Raw genomic sequence first — 21,544 nt, 5'->3', positions numbered from 1 at the left:
GTCCCAGTGAGCGAAGCGAACGACTTGAGCCACTAGTTAGAGTGCCCAGTTGAACGCTGAAAATGATGCCAGCGCCGAGCTTGACCGGCGGAGCGCACGGCGTTTCGGATGTGGCCCGGAAAGTTATTTGTGATGTGCACATTCTCTGAAAGCAACTCCTTTGCTGGCCACAAATAACGGCCTCTACTGTCCGGCGACCATTCGATTCAGGAACACGGCGTCGATGCGGTGAGTGTGTTTCCTGGCACGGTGCCGAACAACCAATTTTGCATTTGCCTCTAACTATTAGTAGACACCAGATGGTGTGTTTAAACGCACCATCTGGTGGATAACGTTCCTTGTCATTCCTGGCTCATCCCCTCTGGATCGCGGCTTTTCGTCTGAGCCGCAGTGATGCGGGGAGTTATGCACCACGGATGGCAGGCCGGGTTGCTTCGCCTCGGGCGGCGCTGTTAGCCGACCTTATTCCAAGCTCGTGCGGTCGTCCACGGTGGAAAGTGAGGTGGGGTGCGCATTCTGGTGGCGTGGTCTGGCGCGTGCCATTCGGGACAGATTTATTTCCCGGAGAATGCAACTGCTTGGGAAATAAATCCGTGCCCTTTTCGGCTCATGTTCGGTCTGTCGGCTGCTGTCAGCGATTCTGTTGGGGACGATGAATCGCACACAGTTTGTGTCCGTCAGGGTCGCGCACGTAGGCAAGGTAGAGCGCGCCCATATGGCCTTCGCGTAAGCCTGGTGGTTGCTCGATGGATGTGCCGCCGTGGGCGACGGCGGTGTCGTGGAACAGCTGCACCTGTTCAGGCGAGACGCACTTGAAGCCGATGGTGGCGCCATTGGCGACGGTCGCTTCCTGGTCGTTGATCGGCTCGCTGATGCCGAAGACATTGCCGTCGTGCCGATAGAACAGGCGGGTATGGCCGGTCGGCGCCTGGTTGCGAGCCGGTTCGCCGGCGCCGAGAGTGGCGAGGACCGCGTCGTAGAAGCGCTTCGAGCGCTCGATGTCGTTGCTGCCGATCATGATGTGATTGAACATTTTCCCTCTCAACTCCCTGGGTGTGGGCCGCACGGCAGGTGTGACGGGCGGCGTGGGCAAACGCGCGAATCGGTGCTGCTGGCAGCGGAACCGACGCGGCTGCAGAACCTATGCACCGCCATAAGAACCCAGAGTGGGTGGCGGGCCAAGTCGTTTTGCCAGGGACATCTGAGACTAATGGCGAGCGAAGGTCTGGCGGGGCGCCTTGGCGAGGCGAATCACGCCTGAAGCGCGCAGCCTTCGCAGGGTAAATGAGCGGTATGCCAGGGCTGGGGTGATTTCAAGACGCCAGGCCGAGCGCAGTGCCTTTCAGGAGTTCCCCAGCGGGTGTCCTGTGTCCCGGCGCGGGCCGCACCAGGCGGCGAGCGCTCGGCGTTGAGGCTGCTGCGTCCGGCTGGCGTTCACCTCAGCCGGCCGGTGTTTCTTCCTCGCCGCGCTCCAGTGCTACCTGGCGGATGGACAGGCGGATTTCCGCGGTGAGGACGCGCTTGGCGGCACCTTCGGCCAGTTCTGCGAGTTGCGGGTGGTGGCTGAGGGTGCCGGCTGCGTCGGTGCGCAGCACGCCCTCGTCGAGCAGGGTCTGGATGAAGTGGCGGAACAGGGTCTTGTCGAAGAACTCCGGGGCGTTGAGGCCATGCAGGATCGACAGGCGCTGGGCCATCACCGTGCAGAGGTTTTCCAGCTCCTCGGCGCTGACCTGGTTCTGGCCGCAATGCAGGATCAGCGCGGTGGCCATGTAGAAGCGCTGCAGGGTCGGGGTGATGGTGCGTGCCAGCAGGGTCAGCAGGACGAACTGGCGTGAGCTCGGCGCCGGGCGCACGTACTGCTCGTTGTCCAGCGTCAGCAGGCCCTGGTCGATGAAGGCCGCCAGCCACTGGTCGATCACCGCGTCGAGTTCGTCGAGGTTCCAGCGGATGAACAGCTCCGCCTGCAGGTAGGGGTAGAGCGCGCGGGTGTAGCGCAGGATCTGCTCGCGGCTGATGCGCCCGCTGCTCTGGAAGAAGCTGGCAAGCAGCGCCGGCAGGGCGAAGATGTGCAGGACGTTGTTGCGGTAGTAGGTCATCAGGACCGCGTTCTGCTCGTCCAGATAGTAGATGCGGCCAAGGGCGTCCTTCTGCTCGGCGAGCAGCTCCATCTCCTGCACATGGGCGATCAGCGCGCGGCCATCGCCTTCTGGCAGGGTGGTGTGCTGGGAGTAGGGCGTCTGGCGTAGCAGCGCCAGGTACAGGTCGAGCACCCGCACCAGTGCCGCTTCGTCCAGCGCCAGCTTGCTGCTGGAGAGCAGGGCGGTGGCGACCAGGTTGACCGGGTTGACCGCGGCGGCCTCGTTGAGCCCACAGGCGATGTGCTCGGCCAGGCGATGGGTGGTTTCGTTGAGCCACTCGGGGCGGAACTGCGGGGCGAGCTGCTGGCTGCGCCAGTCCGGCTGCTGCTGGTCGAGGAATTCGGCCAGGCGGATCGGCTCGCCGAAGTTGACTGCGACCTGACCGAAGCGCTGCTTGAGTGCGCCCAGGACCTTGAACAGGTCGAAGATCGATTCCTTCTTCTTGCTCGCGCCGCGCAGCTCGCCCAGGTAGGTGCGGCCTTCGAGCACGCGCTCGTAGCCGATATAGACCGGCACGAAAACGATCGGCAGGCGGTGCGAGCGCAGGAAACTGCGCAGGGTGATGGCGAGCATGCCGGTCTTGGGCTGGAGCATGCGCCCGGTGCGCGAGCGGCCGCCTTCGACGAAGTACTCGACCGGAAAACCACGGCTGAACAGGGTGTGCAGGTATTCGTTGAACACCGCGGTGTAGAGCGGATTGCCCTTGAAGGTGCGGCGCATGAAGAAGGCGCCACCGCGACGCAGCAGGCCGCCGATCACTGGCATGTTGAGGTTGATACCGGCGGCGATGTGCGGCGGCGTCAGGCCGTTGGTGAACAGCAGGTAGGACAGCAGCAGGTAATCGATGTGGCTGCGGTGGCAGGGCACATAGATGACTTCGTGGCCGTGGGCGATCTCGCGTACACCCTCGATGTTGTTGATGCGGATACCGTCGTAGATCTTGTTCCAGAACCAGGACAGCACCAGTTCGAGGAAGCGGATGGCGATGTAGCTGTAGTCCGAGGCGACCTCGTTGCCGTAGGCCAGGGCGCGGCGCTCGGCCTTCTCCAGCGGGATCTTCTCGCGTTCGGCTTCTTCGGCGATGGCCTGGCGCACCTGCGCGTCGTGGATCAGGCCCTTGACCAGGTTGCGCCGGTGGGAAAGGTCCGGGCCGATGACGGCGGCCTTCTGATTGCGAAAGTGCACTCGCAGGATGCGCTGGACCATGCGCAGGGTGCGCTCGTGGCCCTTTTCCTGCTCGACCAGCTCGCGCAGATGGATGGGCGCGGAGAACTGCACGCGGGTCTTGCGACCGAGGATCAGGATGCGCAGAAACCGCCGCAGGCGTCCGGTGACCGCCCAGCTGTCGGCGAAGATCAGCTTCCAGGGGCTGGTCTCGCGGTTCGGCGACTGCCCCCAGAACACCATCACCGGAACGATGCAGGCATCCTCGATTTCGTCGTTCTCCAGCGCCGTCACCAGGCGGTCGAGGGTCGGCGAAATGCCGCGCTTGTCCTGTCGGCCGAGCCAGTCGGGTTCCGGCGTGAGGTAGAAGAAACCGGTCTCGGCGTCGCCGCGGCCGATCTGTACCGGTAGCACCGGGCGCGGCAGGCCGGCCTTGCGGCATTCGCTATCGAGCACCACCAGATCGCTGGCCGAGGACTGCTGCAGCACGTAGAACAGCGGGTGGCCGCTGTCGAGCGCGTCGTCGAGCGGGGAGGGCGAGATGGCCTCGGAGCGAACCCACAGGGACATCAGGCGGCGCAGGGTGCCGAAGGCAAGGCGGCGGAGCGGCGAGAGGGTCATGTAATCTCTGGTTGCAATCGAGTGCGCCGGGCGGCACGGGGCGACAAGTGTGCCGCATCTGCCGAGCAGCGGCAAAGCGCCGGCAAGTGCCTGATTTTCTGAGGGCGCGTGGTGCTGCGGTGCCCCGTCCGTGGTGTTGCAATCGCCGCGACTCCGTCCTTATAGTTCCGCCGGCAATTTGGAGGCCTGACTCGTCCCGAACGAGTGATGGGTCAGGCTTTGACCGCGATGGTGAGGCCATGATCGAAATAAGAAATCTAACGAAGCGTTTCGCGCAGCACACGGCGGTGGACGATCTGTCCTTCCGTATCCAGCAGGGGGAAGTGCTGGGCTTTCTCGGCCCGAACGGCGCCGGCAAATCCACCACCATGAAGATGCTCACCGGCTTTCTTGCGCCGACTTCGGGCACGGCGAGCATTCTCGGTTTCGACATCCAGAAGGACACCCTCAAGGCCCAGCAGCAGATCGGCTATCTGCCTGAAGGTGCGCCCTGCTATGGCGACATGCGCGTGCGCGGCTTCCTCGAGTTCATCGCCGAGGTGCGCGGCTTCCGCGGGGCCGAGCGCAAGCGGCGGGTCGAGCAGGCGGTGGCCCAGGTCGAGCTGGAGAAGGTGCTCGACCAGTCCATCGAGACCCTGTCCAAGGGCTTCAAGCGCCGTGTCGGCCTGGCCCAGGCGATCCTGCATGATCCGCGCGTACTGATCCTCGACGAGCCCACCGATGGCCTCGACCCGAACCAGAAGCACCAGGTGCGCAAGCTCATTTCGAGCATCGCCGCCGACAAGATTGTGATCATCTCCACGCACATCCTCGAAGAAGTCACCGCCATCTGCAGCCGTGCCGTGGTGATCGGCAGTGGCAAGCTGCTGGCCGACGGCACGCCGCTGGAGCTGGAGGCGCGCTCGCGCTACCACCAGGCAGTGACCCTGGTTGGCGAGGGGCTCGACGAGTCCGCGCTGAGTGCACTGAACGGCGTCGCCGGGATCGAGCGCAACGAGCGCGAGCACAGCCTGACCGTACTGGCCCAGCCGGGCGCGGTGATCTACCCGCAGGTTGGCGAGCTGATCGCCAGCCGTGGCTGGGCGGTGAGCGAGCTGAACGTCGAGCGTGGCCGTCTGGATGAAGTGTTCCGCACCCTGACCCGCGGAGAGGTGGTATGAAACAGTTGCCTGTCGTATTCAAGCGCGAGCTGGGAAGCTACTTCGCCACGCCACTCGCCTATGTGTTCATGGTGATCTTCCTGGTCCTGGCCGGGGTCTTCACCTTTTATCTGGGTTCCTTCTACGAGCGCGGCCAGGCCGATCTGACCGCCTTCTTCAGCTTCCACCCCTGGCTCTACCTGTTCCTGGTGCCGGCCATCGCCATGCGCCTGTGGGCCGAGGAGCGCAAGTCCGGCTCCATCGAGCTGCTGATGACCCTGCCGATCACCCGCGCCGAAGCCGTGCTGGGCAAGTTCGTCGCGGCCTGGGTCTTCGCCGGGCTGACGCTGCTGCTGACCTTCCCGATGGTGATCACCGTCAACTACCTCGGCGAGCCGGACAACGGCGCCATCGTCACCGGCTACATCGGCAGCTGGCTGCTGGCCGGCGGTTACCTGGCGATTGGTTCGTGCATGTCGGCGCTGGCGAAGAACCAGGTGATCGCCTTCATCCTGGCGGTGACCATGTGCTTCGTGTTCATCGTCAGCGGCTTCCCGATGCTGCTCGACAGTCTCAGCGGCTGGGCGCCGCAGGCACTGGTCGACGCCATCGCCTCGCTTAGCTTCCTGACCCGTTTCGAAGCCATCAGCAAGGGCGTCATCGACCTGCGTGACCTGCTCTATTTCGTCACCCTGATCGCCGCCTGGCTCGCTGCCACCGCGATCGTGATCGATCTGAAAAAGGCTGACTGAAGATGAAACGACTGATGTATTCCGGCGCCGGCCTGCTGCTGATCGCGGCCGCGTTCCTGGTGTTCAACATGGTCTCCGGGCTGGCCTTCACCAACGCCCGCCTGGACCTGACCGAGCAGAAGCTCTACACCATCTCCGACGGCACCCGGCAGATCCTTGCTGACCTGGACGAGCCGATCAACCTGCACTTCTACTTCTCCGACACGGCGGCCAAGGACCTGGTCGCACTGCGCAACTACGCGCGCCGCGTCGAGGAGATGCTCAAGGCCTACGAACGCGCCGCCGACGGCAAGATCAAGCTGCGGCTGATCGATCCCGAGCCCTTCTCCGAGGACGAGGACAAGGCCTCCGCTTTTGGTCTGCAGGCCGTGCCGGTGACCCAGGGTGGCGAGCAACTGTACTTCGGCCTGGCCGGCACCAACGGTGTCGACGATACCCAGGTGATCCCGTTCTTCCAGCCCGACCAGGAAGAGCTGCTCGAATACGAGCTCAGCCGCCTGGTGCAGAGCCTGGCCAATCCGCAGCGCCCGGTTATCGGTGTGCTCTCGGGCCTGGCGGTGAACGGCGGTTTCGACTTCGCCAGTCAGCAGCCGACCCCGCCGTGGATGCTGATGGAGGAAGTCCGCCAGCTGTTCCAGATCGAGAGCCTGAAGACCGACGTCGACCTGATTCCCGAGAACGTCTCGGTGCTGCTGCTGATCCACCCGAAGAACCTGCCTGAGCAGACGCTCTACGCCATCGATCAGTTCGTTATGCGCGGCGGCAACCTGCTGGTTTTCGTCGACCCCTACAGCGAGGCCGATACCGGCATGGGCATGCCCGGTGAAGGACTCGACCGCGCCTCGGACCTTGAGCCGCTGTTCAAGGCCTGGGGCCTGCGTCTGGTGCCGGATCAGGTCGTCGGTGACGGCCAGTACGGCATGGCGGTCGGCATGGGGCAGGGCCAGGCGCCGGTACGCCATGTCGGCTGGCTCAATCTCGATGCCAGCGCGCTGGATCAGGACGATGTCAGTACCGCCGGCCTGGAAACCCTGACCTACGCCAGCGGCGGCATTCTCGAGCCGCTGGAAGGCGCCAGCACCCGCTTCCTGCCGCTGATCCAGAGTTCCAGCAACGCCATGCCCTACAGCGCGCAGCGTTTCGCCATGCTCAGCAATCCGGGCGAGCTGATCCGCGAGCTCAAGCCGACCGGCGAGCGCTACACCCTGGCCGCGCGTATCCAGGGCCCGGCGAAGACCGCCTTCCCCGAGGGTATCGAAGGGCGCAAGGACGGTCTCAAGGAAGCGGCCAACATCAACGTGATCGCCGTGGCTGACGTCGACATGCTCACCGACCGCATGTGGGTACAGGTCCAGGACTTCTTCGGTCAGCGCATCCCGCAGCCGTGGGCTGACAACGCCGGCTTTGCGATCAACGCGCTGGACAACCTGGCCGGCTCCGACGCGCTGATCAGCGTGCGTTCGCGCGGTCGCTACAGCCGCCCGTTCGTGGTGGTCGAGACGCTGCAGCGCGAGGCCGAAGCGCGCTTCCGGCAGAAAGAGGAAGCCCTGCAGCAGCGCCTGGCCGAGACCGAGCAGCAGCTCGCCGCACTGCAGCAGAACCAGGATCCGACCAAGCTGCTCGAGCTGACGCCGGAGCAGCAGGGTGCGGTGCAGCAGTTCCTGCAGGAGAAGCTGAAGATCCGCAAGGAACTGCGCGAGGTGCGCTTCCAGCTCAACGCCGACATCGAGGCGTTGGGTCGCACGCTGAAACTGATCAACATCGCCCTGGTGCCGGCGCTGCTGACCCTGGGTGTTCTGGCGCTCGCTCTGTGGCGCCGTCGTCGCAGGGGGTAACCGATGGGACGCAAGGCACTGGTATTTCTGGCTCTGCTGGCGCTGCTGCTCGGCGCCAGCTACCTCTGGCTGCAGCGTGACGGGCAACCGCAGGACGATGGTCGCGAGGCCTGGCTGCCCGAGCTGAAAGGACGGGCGGCACAGGTCGCGCTGATCGAGGTGCAGGTTGGCAATGAGCCGGCCGTGCGCCTGGCACGCGAGGGCGACCACTGGGTGCTGCCGGCCAAGGAGGGTTATGCAGCTGCATCGCCGCCGCTGGCCGATCTGCTCAAGGCGCTGCTGGAGGCGGAGAAGGTCGAGGCACGCACTGCCAATCCGCAGCTGCATGCGCGCCTTGGCCTGGCCGAGGAAGGCGAGACCGGCGAGCGAGCCAGCCGGGTGCGTATCGAGTTTGGTGGCGCTGCGGCAGCCGACGCTGCGGCGGTCGACACTTCGCCGGGCGCCGACGCGCCGGGCGCCGGTGCGCCGCTCGACCTGCGCGTCGGCAATCCGTCCAGCCAGGGTGCCGGCCAGCTGGTTCGGCGCGCGGGTGAGGAGCAGGTCTGGCTGATCAGCCGCAACATTCCGCTGCCGGCAACCGAGCTTGACTGGCTGGATCGGCGGGTGACCAGCATCGCCTTTGCCGACGTGCGCGAGCTGGACGTGCGTTACGCCAGCGGCGAGCAGATCACCGTGTACCGCGACGAGCAGGCCCAGCCCAATCTCAAGGTGCGCCAGCTGCCCAAGGACCGTGCCTTGCCGTTCGAGGCCGCCGCCAACGGCATGGCCACGCTGTTCGCCAATCTGCGCCTGAGCGATGCGCTGCCCCTGGCGCAGCTGTCGTTTGATCGCGAGAAACCGGCGCTGCGCTTCACCCTGCAGACCTTCGACGAGGGGCGTCTGGAAGGGCAGGTCTACCGCCATGGCGAGGAGTACTGGATGACCCTGCCGGTGCGCGAGGGGCTGTCGGCGGAGCAGGTGCCGGGGCGCGAGCAGTGGGCGTTCCGCATCGAGGCGCAGCATTACCAGGCGCTCGCCAAGCGTCTGCCCGAGCTGCTCGGCGAGAACTGAGTACAGGCCTGAGAGGCCCGGTTGACGGGCCTTTCAGCTGTTCTGAAAAAGCCCTTTGCAGCGCCGATCGTTGTTTTATACTCGCCGGGCGGTCGCTTCCGAGAATGCCTTCGAGATGCCTGCTATGCGCGGGTTCCGTCGGGAGGGTAGGACAACGAGAAGGTTTACCGGCCCGACCAGACGCCCCGGGACAGGGGCATCCTAATAAGAATGCTGGAGATGGTAGTAATGGCTGAACGTGAGACTGGAACCGTCAAGTGGTTCAACGACGCCAAGGGGTACGGCTTCATCCAACGCGCCAACGGCGCCGACGTGTTCGTGCATTTTCGCGCGATCCGTGGCGACGGCCACCGCACCCTCGCCGAGGGTGAGCAGGTCGAGTTCGCCGTGGTCGATGGCCAGAAGGGCCTGCAGGCCGAAGACGTCGCTCGAAAGTAAGTACCGCCCCGCAATGAAGAAGCCCGTCCATGTGATGGGCTTTTTTATGGCGGTCTGGCGGGGTTCGGTGGATAAGGCTGCGCCTTTATCCACCCTACAAAAACTCGGTGCTGTTCGTAGGGTGGATTAGCCGCTGTGCGGCGTAATCCACCATGGGCCGCTTCGGTGCAGCGGAAGAGCGCAGAGCGCTGCGGTTTTCGCTGTGGCCGGCATCGAGTTGCGGCGCAATGCGCTGTGCTTATTGCGCCCTACGGGCTGTCCTTCTCCCTCCGGGAGAAGGTGGCGCGCAGCGCCGGATGAGGGATGGTTGGCGCTGCAAGGTGTCTGGCACGGCCTGAGCCAGTCGCAGACGGCGAGTTGCCTGAAACACCCCTCACCCGCCTTCGGCACCCTCTCCCGGTGGAGAGGGAAAAGCCGCGGCGTGTTCGAGCGCCGTGTGGCTTACCCCGCGCTGTCGGCGTACAGCCTTCCTTCTCCCTCCGGGAGAAGGTGGCGCGCAGCGCCGGATGAGGGATGCGTCGGCGTGCAGGGTGCCCCGGCAAGGCCTGAGCCAGTCGCAGACGTCGAGTCGCCTGAAGCTTCCCTGATCCTCTCCCGCAGGAGAGGGGAGAGTCAGCCCTCGCCCAGCGATTCCAGGGCGGTGCCGGCGACCGGGTTGCGGCGCCAGTAGTAGGGTTGGAAGAACCGTGCGATCAGGCGCAGCGGGGTCATCCAGGCGATCCGTGCGTTGCTTCTGCGGTTGGCGAGGATGCGCCGTGCCAGGTAGGCGCAGACGATTTCCGGTGGGTCGATCACGAAGAGGAACAGGCGCTTCATCTTCTGCCAGTTCTGCGCGTTGCCTTCCTTCCAGGACGACACCAGCAGGTCGGTCGCGACCATGCCCGGGCTGAGCGTGCCGACCAGGACGGGGCTGTTCCTGGTTTCCTTGTAGAGGCCCTTGCTGAAGTGGCTGACGGCGCGCTTGCTGGTCGAGTAGACCGTCATGCCGGCGCTCCACTCGCCTTGGCTGCCCCAGCCTTCCATGTTGAAGATCTGCCCGCCGCCCTGTTCGAGCATTGCGCTCAGCGCCACCTGCGAGCCGAATATGCTGCCCATGATGTTGGTGCGCACGACGCTCTCCAGTTCATCGCCAGCAATCTCCACCAGGTCCCTGGCGGCGTGGCAGCTGCCGGCGTTGTTGATCCATACGTCGACCTTGCCGAAGCGGGCGACGCCGGCGTCCCACAGCGCCTGCAGCGAATCGCGGCGGGTGACGTCGCTGCACAGGCCATGCAGCTGCGCGCCATCGAAGGTTGCGCTCAATTGCGTCAGTGCGCGCTGCAGTGACTCGGGGTCGCGGCCGCTGATCAGTACGTTGCAGCCCTGCGCGAGGAATGCCTTGGCCAGGCCCAGGCCGATGCCGCGGGTGCTGCCGGTGATCACCACGCAAGGTGATGTTTGCGAGAGGTCCGACATGGGCATCCTTGAAGGGGTTTTCCGTTGTTCATCGCGGCTCAGCAGGCCAGGTCCGTCCGCTTTCGTGCGTGCGCCGGCGTGTTCGCCACTGGCGCCTTGCGGTGCAACAGGACCTCAGCCGGTGCGCCAGATGATCTCGCTCTCGCCGTCGGTGTCGATGCGGATCCAGCGGTCGGCGTCTTCCTCGCTCTGGCTCTCGTCCCAGCTGCCGGGGGCGCAGCGGATCTGCACGCCGAGCGCGGCGTGGGCGGCGCGGGCGCAGGCCAGGTCGTCTTCCCAGGGCGTGGTGGCGCTTTCCAGGTACAGGCTGTGCCACTTGCCCACGGCGTTCGGCAGCCAGGTGACCGGCACATCGCCCGCCTGGCATTTGTAGGTCTGGCCCTTGCGCTGCCAGGGCGTGCAGGGGCCGAGTGCGGCCTCCAGCCAGGCGGAGACGGCCTGGTAGTCGGCGTCTTTCAGGTAGATCTCGATATCCGGTTGGCGCATGGGTGTCTGTCCTGTCATTGCTGGCGCTCGAACCAGTCGTAGCGTATGGCAACCCGCACATCCAGTGGTGCCTCGATCACCGCGGCGCGACGCTCGGCGCTGGCGCGCCAGCCGTGTGGGGTCATGGCGAGCAGGTCGGCGCGATCCTGCGCCTCTGCCAGCGGCAGGCGCAACTCGAGCGTTTCGCTGCGGCTGTGCTGCAGGCCGGCGGGTAGCTGGGCCAGGTGTTTCTCGTCGTCGTAGTCGCGCACTTCGTCATACAGGCGCTGGCGCAACTCCATCAGGTGCTCGCGGGTCGGGCCGACGCGCAGCAGCACGCCGCCGGGCGGCAGCAGGCGCAGCACTTCCGCCCAGTCGAGCGGGCTGAATACGCTGGTCAGCACGCCGCAGCTGGCGTCGGCCAGCGGGATGCGCGCCATGCTGGCGACCATCCAGGTCATCTGCGGCGCGCGCTTGCAGGCGCGGCGCACGGCCTCGCGGGAGATGTCCAGCGCATAGCCCCTTGCGTCGGGCAAGGCGCGGGCGATGCGCTCGCTGTAGTAGCCCTCGCCACAGCCAATGTCGAGCCAGGTAGCGGGGGCGAGTTCTGCGACTCTTTGCGCCAGGCGCTCGGCGATCGGTGCGTAGTGGCCGCCATCGAGGAAACGCCGGCGCGCCTCGACCATGGCGGCGTTGTCGCCCGGATCGCGGCTCTTCTTGTGCTGCACCGGCAGCAGGTTCAGGTAGCCCTGGCGCGCGCGGTCGAAGCGATGCCCGGCTTCACAGGCGACGCCGCCGTCGGCCTCGCTCAGGGGCGCCTGGCAGACCGGGCAGATCAGCATGCCAGCAGCCGCACCAGTGTCTGGTAGTAGACCTCGGTGAGCAGGTCCAGGTCGCTGGCGAGGATGCGCTCATCGATCTGGTGGATGGTGGCGTTGACCGGGCCGAGTTCGACCACCTGGGTGCCGAGGGTGGCGATGAAGCGTCCGTCCGAGGTGCCGCCGCTGGTCGAGGGCGTGGTGTCGCGGCCGGTCACGGTGCGGATGCTCTGTGCCACGGCATCGAGCAACTCGCCCGGCTGGGTGAGGAAGGGCAGGCCGGACAGCGCCCAGTCCACCGACCAGTCGAGGCCATGGCGGTCGAGGATGGCGGCGACGCGCTGTTTGAGGCCGTCCTCGCTGGATTCGGTGGAGAAGCGGAAGTTGAATACCACTTCCAGCTCGCCGGGGATCACGTTGGTCGCGCCGGTGCCGCCGTGGATATTGGAGATCTGGAAGCTGGTCGGCGGGAAGAAGGCGTTGCCGTCGTCCCAGTGCTCGGCGGCCAGTTCGGCCAGCGCCGCGGCGGCCAGGTGGATCGGGTTCCTGGCCAGGTGCGGGTAGGCCACGTGGCCCTGCTTGCCGCGCACGGTGAGCACGCCGCCAAGCGAGCCGCGGCGACCGTTCTTGACCACGTCACCGAGCAGCGTGGTGCTCGAGGGTTCGCCGACGATGCACCAGTCCAGGCGCTGGCCGCGCTCGCGCAGGCGCTCGACCACCGCCTTGGTGCCGTGCTGCGCCGGGCCTTCCTCGTCGCTGGTGATCAGGAAGGCGATGGCGCCGCGATGGTGCGGATGCTCGGCGACGAAGCGCTCCACAGCGATGATCATGCTCGCCAGGCTGCCCTTCATGTCCGCCGCGCCGCGCCCGCAGAGCATGCCGGTCTCGTCGATGCGCGCGGCGAAGGGATTGTGCTGCCATTTCTCCAGCGGGCCGGTCGGCACCACGTCGGTATGCCCGGCGAAGCACAGCACCGGGCCTTCGCCGCCACGCAGGGCCCAGAAATTGTCGACCTCCTCGATGCGCATCGGCTCGATCTGGAAGCCGGCATCGGCCAGACGCCGGCACATCAGCGCCTGGCAGCCCTCATCGAGCGGGGTGACCGACGGACGATCGATCAGCTCGCAGGCCAGTTGCAGGGTCGGGGACAGGGCAGGGTTGCTCATGGCGGCTCCGGTGCGGAAGGCTGGCGGCTCGGGCCGCCGGAAAAGGCCGCCATATTAATGCAAAACGCCGGGGTCGAGCGCTTCGCCGCCGCGTCGGGGCGCAAGATGTCGATTGAGTGGACGGGGGTGCAAGGGTATACTGCCGCGCTTCCTTTTTCCCGCCTGGGAGCCCCCGCCATGCTGCGTATCAGCCAAGAAGCCCTGACCTTCGACGATGTACTCCTGATCCCCGGATATTCCGAGATTCTGCCGAAGGATGTCAGCCTCAAGACCCGCCTGACCCGTGGCATCGAGCTGAACATTCCGCTGATTTCCGCAGCGATGGACACCGTCACCGAGGCGCGCCTGGCGATCGCCATGGCCCAGGAAGGCGGCATCGGCATCATTCACAAGAACATGACCATCGAGCAGCAGGCTGCCGAGGTGCGCAAGGTCAAGAAGTTCGAGGCCGGCGTGGTGCGTGACCCGATCAGCATCGAGGCCGACGCTACCGTCGCCGATCTGTTCGAGCTGACCCGGCAGAACAACATCTCCGGCGTCCCGGTGATGCACCATGGCGACCTGGTCGGCATCGTCACCTCCCGCGACATCCGCTTCGAGACCCGCTTCGACGCCAAGGTGCGCGAGGTGATGACGCCCAAGGAGCGTCTGGTCACCGTCAAGGAAGGCGAAGACACCCAGGTGGTGCGCAAGCTGCTGCACAAGCACCGTATCGAGCGCGTGCTGATCGTCGATGACCAGTTCCGCCTCAAGGGCATGATGACCGTCAACGACATCGAGAAGGCCAAGGCCTATCCGCTGGCGAGCAAGGACGACCAGGGTCGCCTGCGCGTCGGCGCCGCCGTCGGTACCGGTGCCGATACCGAGGAACGCGTCGCCGCGCTGGTCGCCGCCGGGGTCGACGTGGTGGTGGTGGACACCGCCCACGGCCACTCCAAGGGCGTGATCGATCGCGTGCGCTGGGTCAAGCAGACCTACCCGGAAGTTCAGGTGATCGGCGGCAACATCGCCACCGGTGACGCTGCCAAGGCGCTGGCGGAAGCCGGCGCCGACGCGGTCAAGGTCGGCATCGGCCCGGGTTCGATCTGCACCACGCGCATCGTCGCCGGTGTCGGCGTGCCGCAGATCAGCGCCATCGCCAATGTCGCCGCAGCCCTGGCCGGCACCGACGTGCCGCTGATCGCCGACGGCGGCATCCGCTTCTCCGGTGACCTGTCCAAGGCCATCGTCGCCGGCGCCTCCTGCGTGATGATGGGTTCGATGTTCGCCGGTACCGAAGAGGCGCCAGGCGAGGTCGAGCTGTTCCAGGGGCGTTCCTACAAGGCCTACCGCGGCATGGGTTCGCTGGGCGCCATGGCCAATGCCGGCGGCGGTTCGGCCGACCGTTATTTCCAGGATTCCTCCGCCGGTGCCGAGAAGCTGGTGCCCGAGGGCATCGAAGGCCGCGTGCCCTACAAGGGCCCGCTGAGCGCGATCCTGCACCAGCTGATGGGCGGCCTGCGCGCCTCCATGGGCTACACCGGCAGCGGCAGCATCGAGGAGATGCGCACCAAGCCGGAGTTCGTCCGCATCACCGGCGCCGGCATGGCCGAGTCGCATGTGCACGATGTGCAGATCACCAAGGAAGCCCCGAACTACCGCGTCGGCTAAAAAATCGATTTGCCGCTGCTGCGCTCGAACAGGCGGCGTTGGAAGGAGACTCGAAATGCTCATTGGCCATACGCCAACTGCGCTTTCTCGCCTCCTTCCGCCTTGCCTCTTCTTCGCTCGCGACGTGGCAAATCGATTTTTGCCCGTCGATGGCTTGCTCCGGTGGCCGGCGTCCCGGTCAGTCGGTCTGTAAAGTTTGATGGACGCGGGGCCGCCGATTCGGCCCCTTGTCATTTGTGACTACCCACGAGAGATGCCCACATGGCTCATCCTGACATCCACGCCCACCGCATCCTGATCCTCGATTTCGGTTCGCAGTACACCCAGCTGATCGCCCGCCGCGTGCGCGAGATCGGGGTGTATTGCGAGCTGCATCCGTGGGACATGAGCGAGGAAGACATCCGCGCCTTCGCTCCGCGCGGCATCATCCTTGCCGGTGGCCCGGAATCGGTGCATGAGGCGGACAGCCCGCGTGCGCCGCAGGCGGTGTTCGACCTGGGCGTGCCGCTGTTCGGCATCTGCTACGGCATGCAGACCATGAGCGAGCAGCTCGGTGGCCGGGTGCAGGGTTCCGACGTGCGCGAATTCGGCTATGCCCGCGTCGACGTGGTCGGCAAGAGCCGCCTGCTCGATGGCATCGAGGACCATGTCGACGCCGACGGCGTGCTTGGCCTCGATGTCTGGATGAGCCATGGCGACAAGGTCACCGAAATTCCGGCCGGCTTCCATATTCTCGCCAGCACTCCGAGCTGCCCGATCGCCGCCATGGCCGATGACACCCGCGGCTACTACGGCGTGCAGTTCCATCCGGAAGTGACCCACACCCGCCAGGGCGGTCGCATCCTTTCGCGCTTCATCCTCGACATCTGTGGCTGCGAGGCGCTGTGGACGCCGAGCAACATCGTCGAGGACGCCATCGCCAACGTGCGCGCCCAGGTCGGTGATGCCAACGTGCTGCTCGGCCTGTCCGGCGGCGTCGACTCTTCGGTGGTCGCAGCCCTGCTGCACCGCGCCATCGGCGACCAGCTGACCTGCGTGTTCGTCGACAACGGCCTGCTGCGCCTGCACGAAGGCGACCAGGTGATGGCCATGTTCGCCGAGAACATGGGCGTCAAGGTGATCCGCGCCGACGCCGAGGAGCAGTTTCTCACCAACCTCGAAGGCGAGGCGGACCCGGAGAAGAAGCGCAAGATTATCGGGCGCACCTTCATCGACGTGTTCGATGCCCAGGCCAGCAAGCTGCCCAACATCCAGTTCCTCGCCCAGGGCACCATCTACCCGGACGTGATCGAGTCGGCCGGCGCCAAGACCGGCAAGGCCCACGTGATCAAGAGCCACCACAACGTTGGTGGCCTGCCGGAGGAGATGAACCTCAAGCTGGTCGAGCCGCTGCGCGAGCTGTTCAAGGACGAGGTGCGCAAGATCGGCCTGGAGCTGGGCCTGCCCTACGACATGGTCTACCGCCACCCGTTCCCCGGTCCGGGTCTCGGTGTACGCATCCTCGGCGAGGTGAAGAAGGAGTACGCCGACCTGCTGCGTCGCGCCGACCACATCTTCATCGAGGAGCTGCGCAACTTCGACTGGTACCACAAGACCAGCCAGGCCTTCGTGGTGTTCCAGCCGGTGAAGTCGGTGGGTGTGGTCGGCGACGGTCGCCGCTACGCCTGGGTCGTCGCGCTGCGTGCGGTAGAAACCATCGACTTCATGACCGCACGCTGGGCGCACCTGCCCTACGAACTGCTGGAGAAGGTCTCCAACCGCATCATCAACGAGATCGAAGGCATCTCCCGCGTTACCTACGACGTGTCGAGCAAGCCGCCTGCCACCATCGAGTGGGAGTGATCCTTCGGGGGTGAATGAAAGAACCGGCTTCGGCCGGTTTTTTCATGCCTGCGCTAATGGCGTATTCTCGTTGGTGAAACAATCGTACAGCGGTAGTGGCAGCTATCTGTAGGTGGCTGGAGATCGTCAAACATGGAAGACCTGAATGGAACTCTTAACAGCTGACGAGATTAATGCTGCATATGCTCAAGTCGAAGCTGTGGACGAGGGACGCGTAGGGCCGGATAGGGCAAATTACCTTGCGCTCTCGGATGCTGATTTTGAACTCCTCCTGTACAGCATCTACAAAGGGCACGCGCCTGAGTTGCCTTGGTACAGCAATGTTCGTCTGATGGTCACGGGAGCTGACCAAGGACGGGATGTTTGGCTCACGAAGGATGAACGGCCAGTTGGGTTTATTCAGTGCAAAAAGGTTAAGGCTGGTTTCACCCGGCCGGACACGCTCCGTGAGGTAATAAAGTTCCTTCTAAATGTTGTGCTTGAGCCGAAGCTTATGCCGGACCCGGCCGGTTTCCGATTTATTCTTGCCCTTGCTTCGGATCCTGCCAGCACTACAACCGATTTTTTCGATGCGCCACAGACTTGGCTGGCTGCCAATGAAGCAGAGCTGTCAGGTCTGGTTGCCGATGTCATTAAAAAGTATGAAGCGTTCTCGATGCTGAAGATCGAGGCTGTCTTGCCAGGCATCAGGACGGCCTTGAAGAGCCTGAAATATGAGCTTCTTAGGCCGATCGACCTCGACGCGTTACTGGAGCGCATCCCTGCTGTCCGTCAGCGGTTTTTCAAAGTTCAACTTGTCGTGGCTGTAAAGGATGCTGAGGCCATGATTGAGGCTCGGTTCGCTGCAGTCGGTTTTGTTTCAAAGAGCACGCAGACGTTCACCAGGGCTGATGTTGAGGAAGACATTACGCGCGGGTCACGCGGTCTGGCCGACTGGCCTCAAATGATTTGGGGGCAGCATATAGAGCGACCAGAGTTCGACGATCTGATCCAGCGGATCAATCGGCATCCTGCAGGCTCCACGCTGGTCGTCGGAGGAGCAGGGACTGGGAAGTCAGCACTTCTTGCTGAACTGTATTGTGCCCTCAAAGCGCGCGGCCAGATTGTGCTGGCAATAAAGGCCGACATGCTTAGTCCAGATATTGTGGATTTCGTGGATCTCGCTCGCGATCTTGGCATGTCAGGTGATATCGAGCAGGAACTTCTCTCACTGGCGGATGAAGCCCCGGTTGTGCTGATCATCGATCAGCTTGACGCTGTCAGTGAAGTGATGGACCAGAGTTCACAGCGCATGCAGGTCTTACTGCGCCTTGCGTCGCGGCTTCAGGAGGAGAAAGGTCAAGAAGGCAATAAGCTCCCCATTCATGTCATCGTTTCTTCGCGACCATTTGAGTCAAAGTTCGACGCTCGGTTTAGGCTGCTTGATGCGGATGAGTTACTACTTACCTTGCCTCCGTTCGAGCGGATATCCGCACTGCTCGGTGAGCTCGGTATCGACGCTACAGTGGCGCCCGATAGTCTTAAAGAGACGCTGCGTACGCCTTTTGCTCTCGGTATATACGTCGATCTTGCCAAATCTGGCTTGAATCCCGCAGATCTGACGGCAGCAAACCTACTTGATCGATGGCTCGACAAGAAACTACCCGTAGGGGCAGAGCGGGCTTCGTGTATAGCGTTCTTGCGCAAGCTTGCAGCTGACATGACACAGCATGAGAGCCTCTGGCGGCCGGCGGCTCACTATGAACCGGACTACAGCGAGATGCTGCGTTGGTCCGAGTCGATTGGCATTGTTATCCGCGAGGATGCCAGCATCGGCTTCAGCCATCAGTCGTGGCTCGATGATTTCCAGGCTAAGACACTCCGAACCGCAGAAGGGCTAGCTGATTACGCGTGGAGTCGCCAAGAAGGGTTGTTTGCACGGGGAACAATCTTGCGCGGCCTTGAGCACATGCGAAGGGTTGATATGGCGTCCTATGAGATGGCTATCCGCTTGTTGCTACCAAACTTCAAGACACGCAGGCATTTGCGCCATCTTGTGGCCGATTATTTGGCGAGCTCTGATGATCCGAGCGCAAGTGACATTGCTTGGGTCGACTGGATGGCGCGTAACGATTATGCACTTGCGAATCGGGCATTCAGGCAGGTAGCCATAAGATGGCCGTGCTGGAGATCAGGCTTGCTGCCGCTCCTGCCTTTTCTTCTGCAGGATGAAAAGCATCGCTGGAATGCGACCATGCTGCTCGTTCGAGAAGCTGCTGAGGACTCAAGCCAAGTTATGGATCTGGTCGACCGCTATTGGTCGGATGCCTCACATGACGGAGACGTGTTTAGTCTCTTTGAACGTTCTGGTATTGCGACCGACCGTGCAATCGCCCATGTCCGTAAGATCTTTAATCGTACGAAGTTGACAGATTGGGCGATATCCCATTACGCCAAGACTTTGCATGAGAACGGCAATACCCGAGTTGCTTTGGATCTCATCTCATTTTGGGCTGAGTTGCAGCCTGAGGATCGGCACAACGGCATCAGGGTTTATGGTGTTGAAAAGATTGCGGCAGCCGCACCGCTCTATTGCGCCGAACGGCTCTTGCCCTGGTTTGTCGGGGTGGTGTCGCGAGAGGTTGGTGATGGCCGGCCCGGGCATCGGTATCCGCAATCGATATCTGTTCCATACGATTGGAAATATGACGATGGCGAGGGGCACTTGACGCAGCTTCTGCGGAGTGTGCTCGAAGAGTCAGCAGTTTCTGATCCGCTAGGTGTGCGCGCCTTGCTTGCGACTTTTGTTGCTGTAGAAATTGATGAGGTTCAGTCGCTAGTGGCCGACACCCTGGCGGCGAACTCGGCTGTATTTGCTGAGTATGCGCTCGCGTTTCTCTTGGCCGATCAGCGGCGTCTTCATCTAGGTAGCGACACGTTCGACGATGAAGACGGTGTTGGTCAGATGATCTGTGGCTGGTCATCAAGCAATCTGATCGGCTTGATTATTCCTTACCTCTCCCCTGGAGATGTTGAGCAAATTCGTGACTATATCGAGTCATGGGAGCCTTGGAAGGAAGACCTACAGGAAGAGCGAGATCCTGCACAGCGAAGGAAGTTGCTTCGTTGGTCTGATGAGCGGAGATTGCGATTGCTTGCCGAGTTGCCAGTTCAAGTGCTGACGGCTCGTCGTCGTAGGCAAGTTGAGGAGTGGAAGGTCGAACAGCCCACACTGCAAACAAAGCACCGAGGTCGGATGCTGGCGCGGATGGTTGAGTCCCCCATGGGCCATGATCAGATGGCCAAAGCAAATGACGACGCGATTATCAAAATGCTCAATGCAGTCAACGATCACGCTGGTCGCCATGAGCATCCGAAGCATTGGCTAAAGGGCGGTGTTACTGAGTTGTCTCGGGCTTTTGCCGCATTTTCAAAGTCGTTCCCAGATCGTGCTCTTCGTATCATCCCGCGTTTACAACCGGGTCTGCACGAGCAGGTTACGGCCGCTGCGATTAGGGAGTTGTCGGCGGTTGAGGCAGTTGACGCTCAAGCACTGAAGGCTTTGATCTGGGACTCCCAATCCCGTGGGTTTTCATCGACTAGCTTTCGCTACGATGTTGCCAGCGCCATGGAGGAGCTCGCTAAACGTCTGAAAGGTCTTGAGGAGCGTGACATCGAGTTGCTCAGGGGGTGGCTGCAGCGCGACCCCAATGTATTGGCTGCAGAAACAGTACGTCATGCCGAGCTAAAAAAATCCAATCGTGAGCGGAATGAGAAGCCAGATCAACGCCCTGAGGCCATGCTATTTGGCCGGGGCGGCGGGATGCATTTTCTTCCTCAGCGCAATTTCACGCTGCTGTCAGCGATCGCAGCGGGATATGTCCACCGTGACGGCGTGGATTGTGATGGTTGGCTCGCGGAGTTGGAACTACACGTTGCGCATCCTGAAGACCCCGAGGTTTGGAGCGCCATCCTAATGTTCAGGTCGCATGAACTCTGGTGGGCGGACGCCGCAAGAGTGGGCGAGCTGATTGATGCGATCTGGCGGAGGTTTCCGGCGGCGTTTGAAGATGCAGCTGTAGTTCAGTCGTTGTGGCGCCTACGCGTTCGCATGCATACGAGCCTACAGCAGGAGATTGTCAACTTCTGGCTCAGTCATAGCGATCAAAAGCTTAGGCAGATCGGTGGTGAGTTCTCTGCTGCTAGCGTGATTGTCGATAGTGCTGCTTCTTGTGGTATGGGCGAGATAGTCGAAGCGGTGATGGCCAGGAATGATATTTTTGCCAGGTCTGGCGTGCTATTTGCGGCGGCTGCGGGGTGGAGTGAACTTGATCTCGATATTCGAAGCCGCTCGCATGCCTACCTCATTTCTGTCGCCAACACTGTCAGCGGGTTCGAGGCTCATGCTCTGTCTACAGCGGTCGATCGTGGCGAGCGATTGCCTCCTGACGAGATGACGCGTGCCTTGCTGGCCGCTGTTGCAGTAAATAATGATCTGCTTAGAGAGTCGATGGGGCGGCTGTTTGTACGCCCGCTTCAGCACCTGTTGCTTTATCCAGGCTTTGAGATGCTGGTGCTTGAGATCGCAGAGGCTGCAACTGAGCTTGCACCTACATCGCCCGAAAGAAACGTTGGAGGGTACGACGGCGAATTTATAGGGCTTGTGATTGCACTTCAGCGCTCACCAATAGAGATCAAAACTCGTGCGATGACGATCTACGAGCACCTGCTTGACGCTGAGGTTTATGGCGCAGAGGACGCTGCAGAATTTGCTTTGCGCCGTTGAGTGGCCCGTTTCCGCTGCGGCATCTTCGCCGTATTGATGCGTTAGTGTCATACCGGCACTGCCCTAGAGGACGTAGCTCTTAGCGATAAAAACCCTTGAGAGAGACTCTGACCTTTCATGATTATGATTTCAGGGGTTTTAAAACTACGGATTTAATGGCCTGTAAGTGCCTATTGGTAATAGAGTTGATCTGCAGGGCGCCGGTGTGGCGCCCTGTTCGTTTCTGCATTCAATTGATGCTGCCAG

The 21,544-nt window shown here is 63.0% G+C and carries 14 protein-coding genes; 8 read left to right on the top strand and 6 right to left on the bottom strand.

What is annotated here, in order from left to right:
- Positions 1 to 631: 631 nt before the first annotated feature.
- Together DBO85_RS05195 and plsB are read right to left on the bottom strand one after the other, a co-directional pair.
- Positions 632 to 1,033 (bottom strand): VOC family protein, encoded by a 402-nt coding sequence (locus DBO85_RS05195; protein WP_108105936.1) that lies wholly within the window; start codon positions 1,031 to 1,033, stop codon positions 632 to 634.
- A gap of 406 nt (positions 1,034 to 1,439) precedes the next feature.
- A complete protein-coding gene (gene plsB, locus DBO85_RS05190; RefSeq protein ID WP_108105934.1) occupies positions 1,440 to 3,923 on the bottom strand; it encodes a glycerol-3-phosphate 1-O-acyltransferase PlsB in 2,484 nt (827 codons plus the stop codon).
- Between the two features lie 239 nt (positions 3,924 to 4,162).
- On the opposite strand from plsB, the gene DBO85_RS05185 reads away from it, so the two are divergent.
- The 5 genes from DBO85_RS05185 to DBO85_RS05165 all read left to right on the top strand — a co-directional run bounded on the left by DBO85_RS05185 (position 4,163) and on the right by DBO85_RS05165 (position 9,137).
- The gene (locus DBO85_RS05185) at positions 4,163 to 5,083 is read left to right on the top strand and encodes an ABC transporter ATP-binding protein (protein WP_108105932.1); all 921 of its coding nucleotides are present in this window, start codon (positions 4,163 to 4,165) and stop codon (positions 5,081 to 5,083) included.
- The gene (locus DBO85_RS05180; RefSeq protein ID WP_108105930.1) at positions 5,080 to 5,814 is read left to right on the top strand and encodes an ABC transporter permease subunit; all 735 of its coding nucleotides are present in this window, start codon (positions 5,080 to 5,082) and stop codon (positions 5,812 to 5,814) included. Before DBO85_RS05185 ends, DBO85_RS05180 begins: the two co-directional genes overlap by 4 nt.
- A gap of 2 nt (positions 5,815 to 5,816) precedes the next feature.
- Positions 5,817 to 7,649, top strand: a complete 1,833-nt coding sequence (locus DBO85_RS05175; RefSeq protein ID WP_108105928.1) for a GldG family protein — start codon at positions 5,817 to 5,819, stop codon at positions 7,647 to 7,649.
- 3 nt (positions 7,650 to 7,652) lie between these two features.
- Complete coding sequence (locus tag DBO85_RS05170; RefSeq protein WP_108105926.1) at positions 7,653 to 8,699, top strand: DUF4340 domain-containing protein; 1,047 nt, start codon at positions 7,653 to 7,655, stop codon at positions 8,697 to 8,699.
- A 228-nt stretch (positions 8,700 to 8,927) separates the two neighbouring features.
- Entirely contained in the window at positions 8,928 to 9,137 is a 210-nt protein-coding gene (locus tag DBO85_RS05165) for a cold-shock protein (protein ID WP_108105924.1), read from the top strand.
- 612 nt (positions 9,138 to 9,749) lie between these two features.
- Here the strand turns inward: DBO85_RS05165 and DBO85_RS05160 are convergent.
- The 4 genes from DBO85_RS05160 to dapE form a co-directional block, all read right to left on the bottom strand.
- On the bottom strand, positions 9,750 to 10,592 hold the full coding sequence (locus DBO85_RS05160) for an SDR family oxidoreductase (RefSeq protein ID WP_177429733.1): 843 nt from the start codon (positions 10,590 to 10,592) through the stop codon (positions 9,750 to 9,752).
- Positions 10,593 to 10,706: 114 nt separating this feature from the next.
- Positions 10,707 to 11,078 (bottom strand): hypothetical protein, encoded by a 372-nt coding sequence (locus DBO85_RS05155; protein ID WP_108105920.1) that lies wholly within the window; start codon positions 11,076 to 11,078, stop codon positions 10,707 to 10,709.
- A gap of 14 nt (positions 11,079 to 11,092) precedes the next feature.
- Complete coding sequence (locus tag DBO85_RS05150; RefSeq protein ID WP_108105918.1) at positions 11,093 to 11,899, bottom strand: putative RNA methyltransferase; 807 nt, start codon at positions 11,897 to 11,899, stop codon at positions 11,093 to 11,095.
- Positions 11,893 to 13,041: a succinyl-diaminopimelate desuccinylase gene (gene dapE, locus DBO85_RS05145; protein WP_108105915.1), complete on the bottom strand. Its 1,149-nt coding sequence runs from the start codon at positions 13,039 to 13,041 to the stop codon at positions 11,893 to 11,895. Before dapE ends, DBO85_RS05150 begins: the two co-directional genes overlap by 7 nt.
- A 177-nt stretch (positions 13,042 to 13,218) precedes the next feature.
- Here dapE and guaB point away from each other — a divergent pair, with 177 nt between their 5' ends.
- From guaB to DBO85_RS05130, 3 genes are all read left to right on the top strand, one after another.
- Positions 13,219 to 14,691, top strand: a complete 1,473-nt coding sequence (gene guaB / locus DBO85_RS05140; RefSeq protein ID WP_108105913.1) for an IMP dehydrogenase — start codon at positions 13,219 to 13,221, stop codon at positions 14,689 to 14,691.
- A gap of 261 nt (positions 14,692 to 14,952) precedes the next feature.
- Positions 14,953 to 16,533 carry a glutamine-hydrolyzing GMP synthase gene (gene guaA, locus DBO85_RS05135; RefSeq protein WP_108105911.1) on the top strand — a complete coding sequence of 527 codons (1,581 nt, stop codon included), beginning with the start codon at positions 14,953 to 14,955 and terminating at the stop codon, positions 16,531 to 16,533.
- 145 nt (positions 16,534 to 16,678) lie between these two features.
- Positions 16,679 to 21,298, top strand: a complete 4,620-nt coding sequence (locus DBO85_RS05130; protein WP_177429732.1) for an NACHT domain-containing protein — start codon at positions 16,679 to 16,681, stop codon at positions 21,296 to 21,298.
- The last annotated feature ends 246 nt before the right edge of the window (positions 21,299 to 21,544 follow it).

Origin of the sequence: Pseudomonas mangrovi (assembly GCF_003052585.1) — a bacterium.
Lineage (GTDB): Bacteria > Pseudomonadota > Gammaproteobacteria > Pseudomonadales > Pseudomonadaceae > Aquipseudomonas > Aquipseudomonas mangrovi.
Note: the sequence above shows the minus strand (reverse complement) of the source record. Positions and strands in the feature narration are given on the sequence as shown.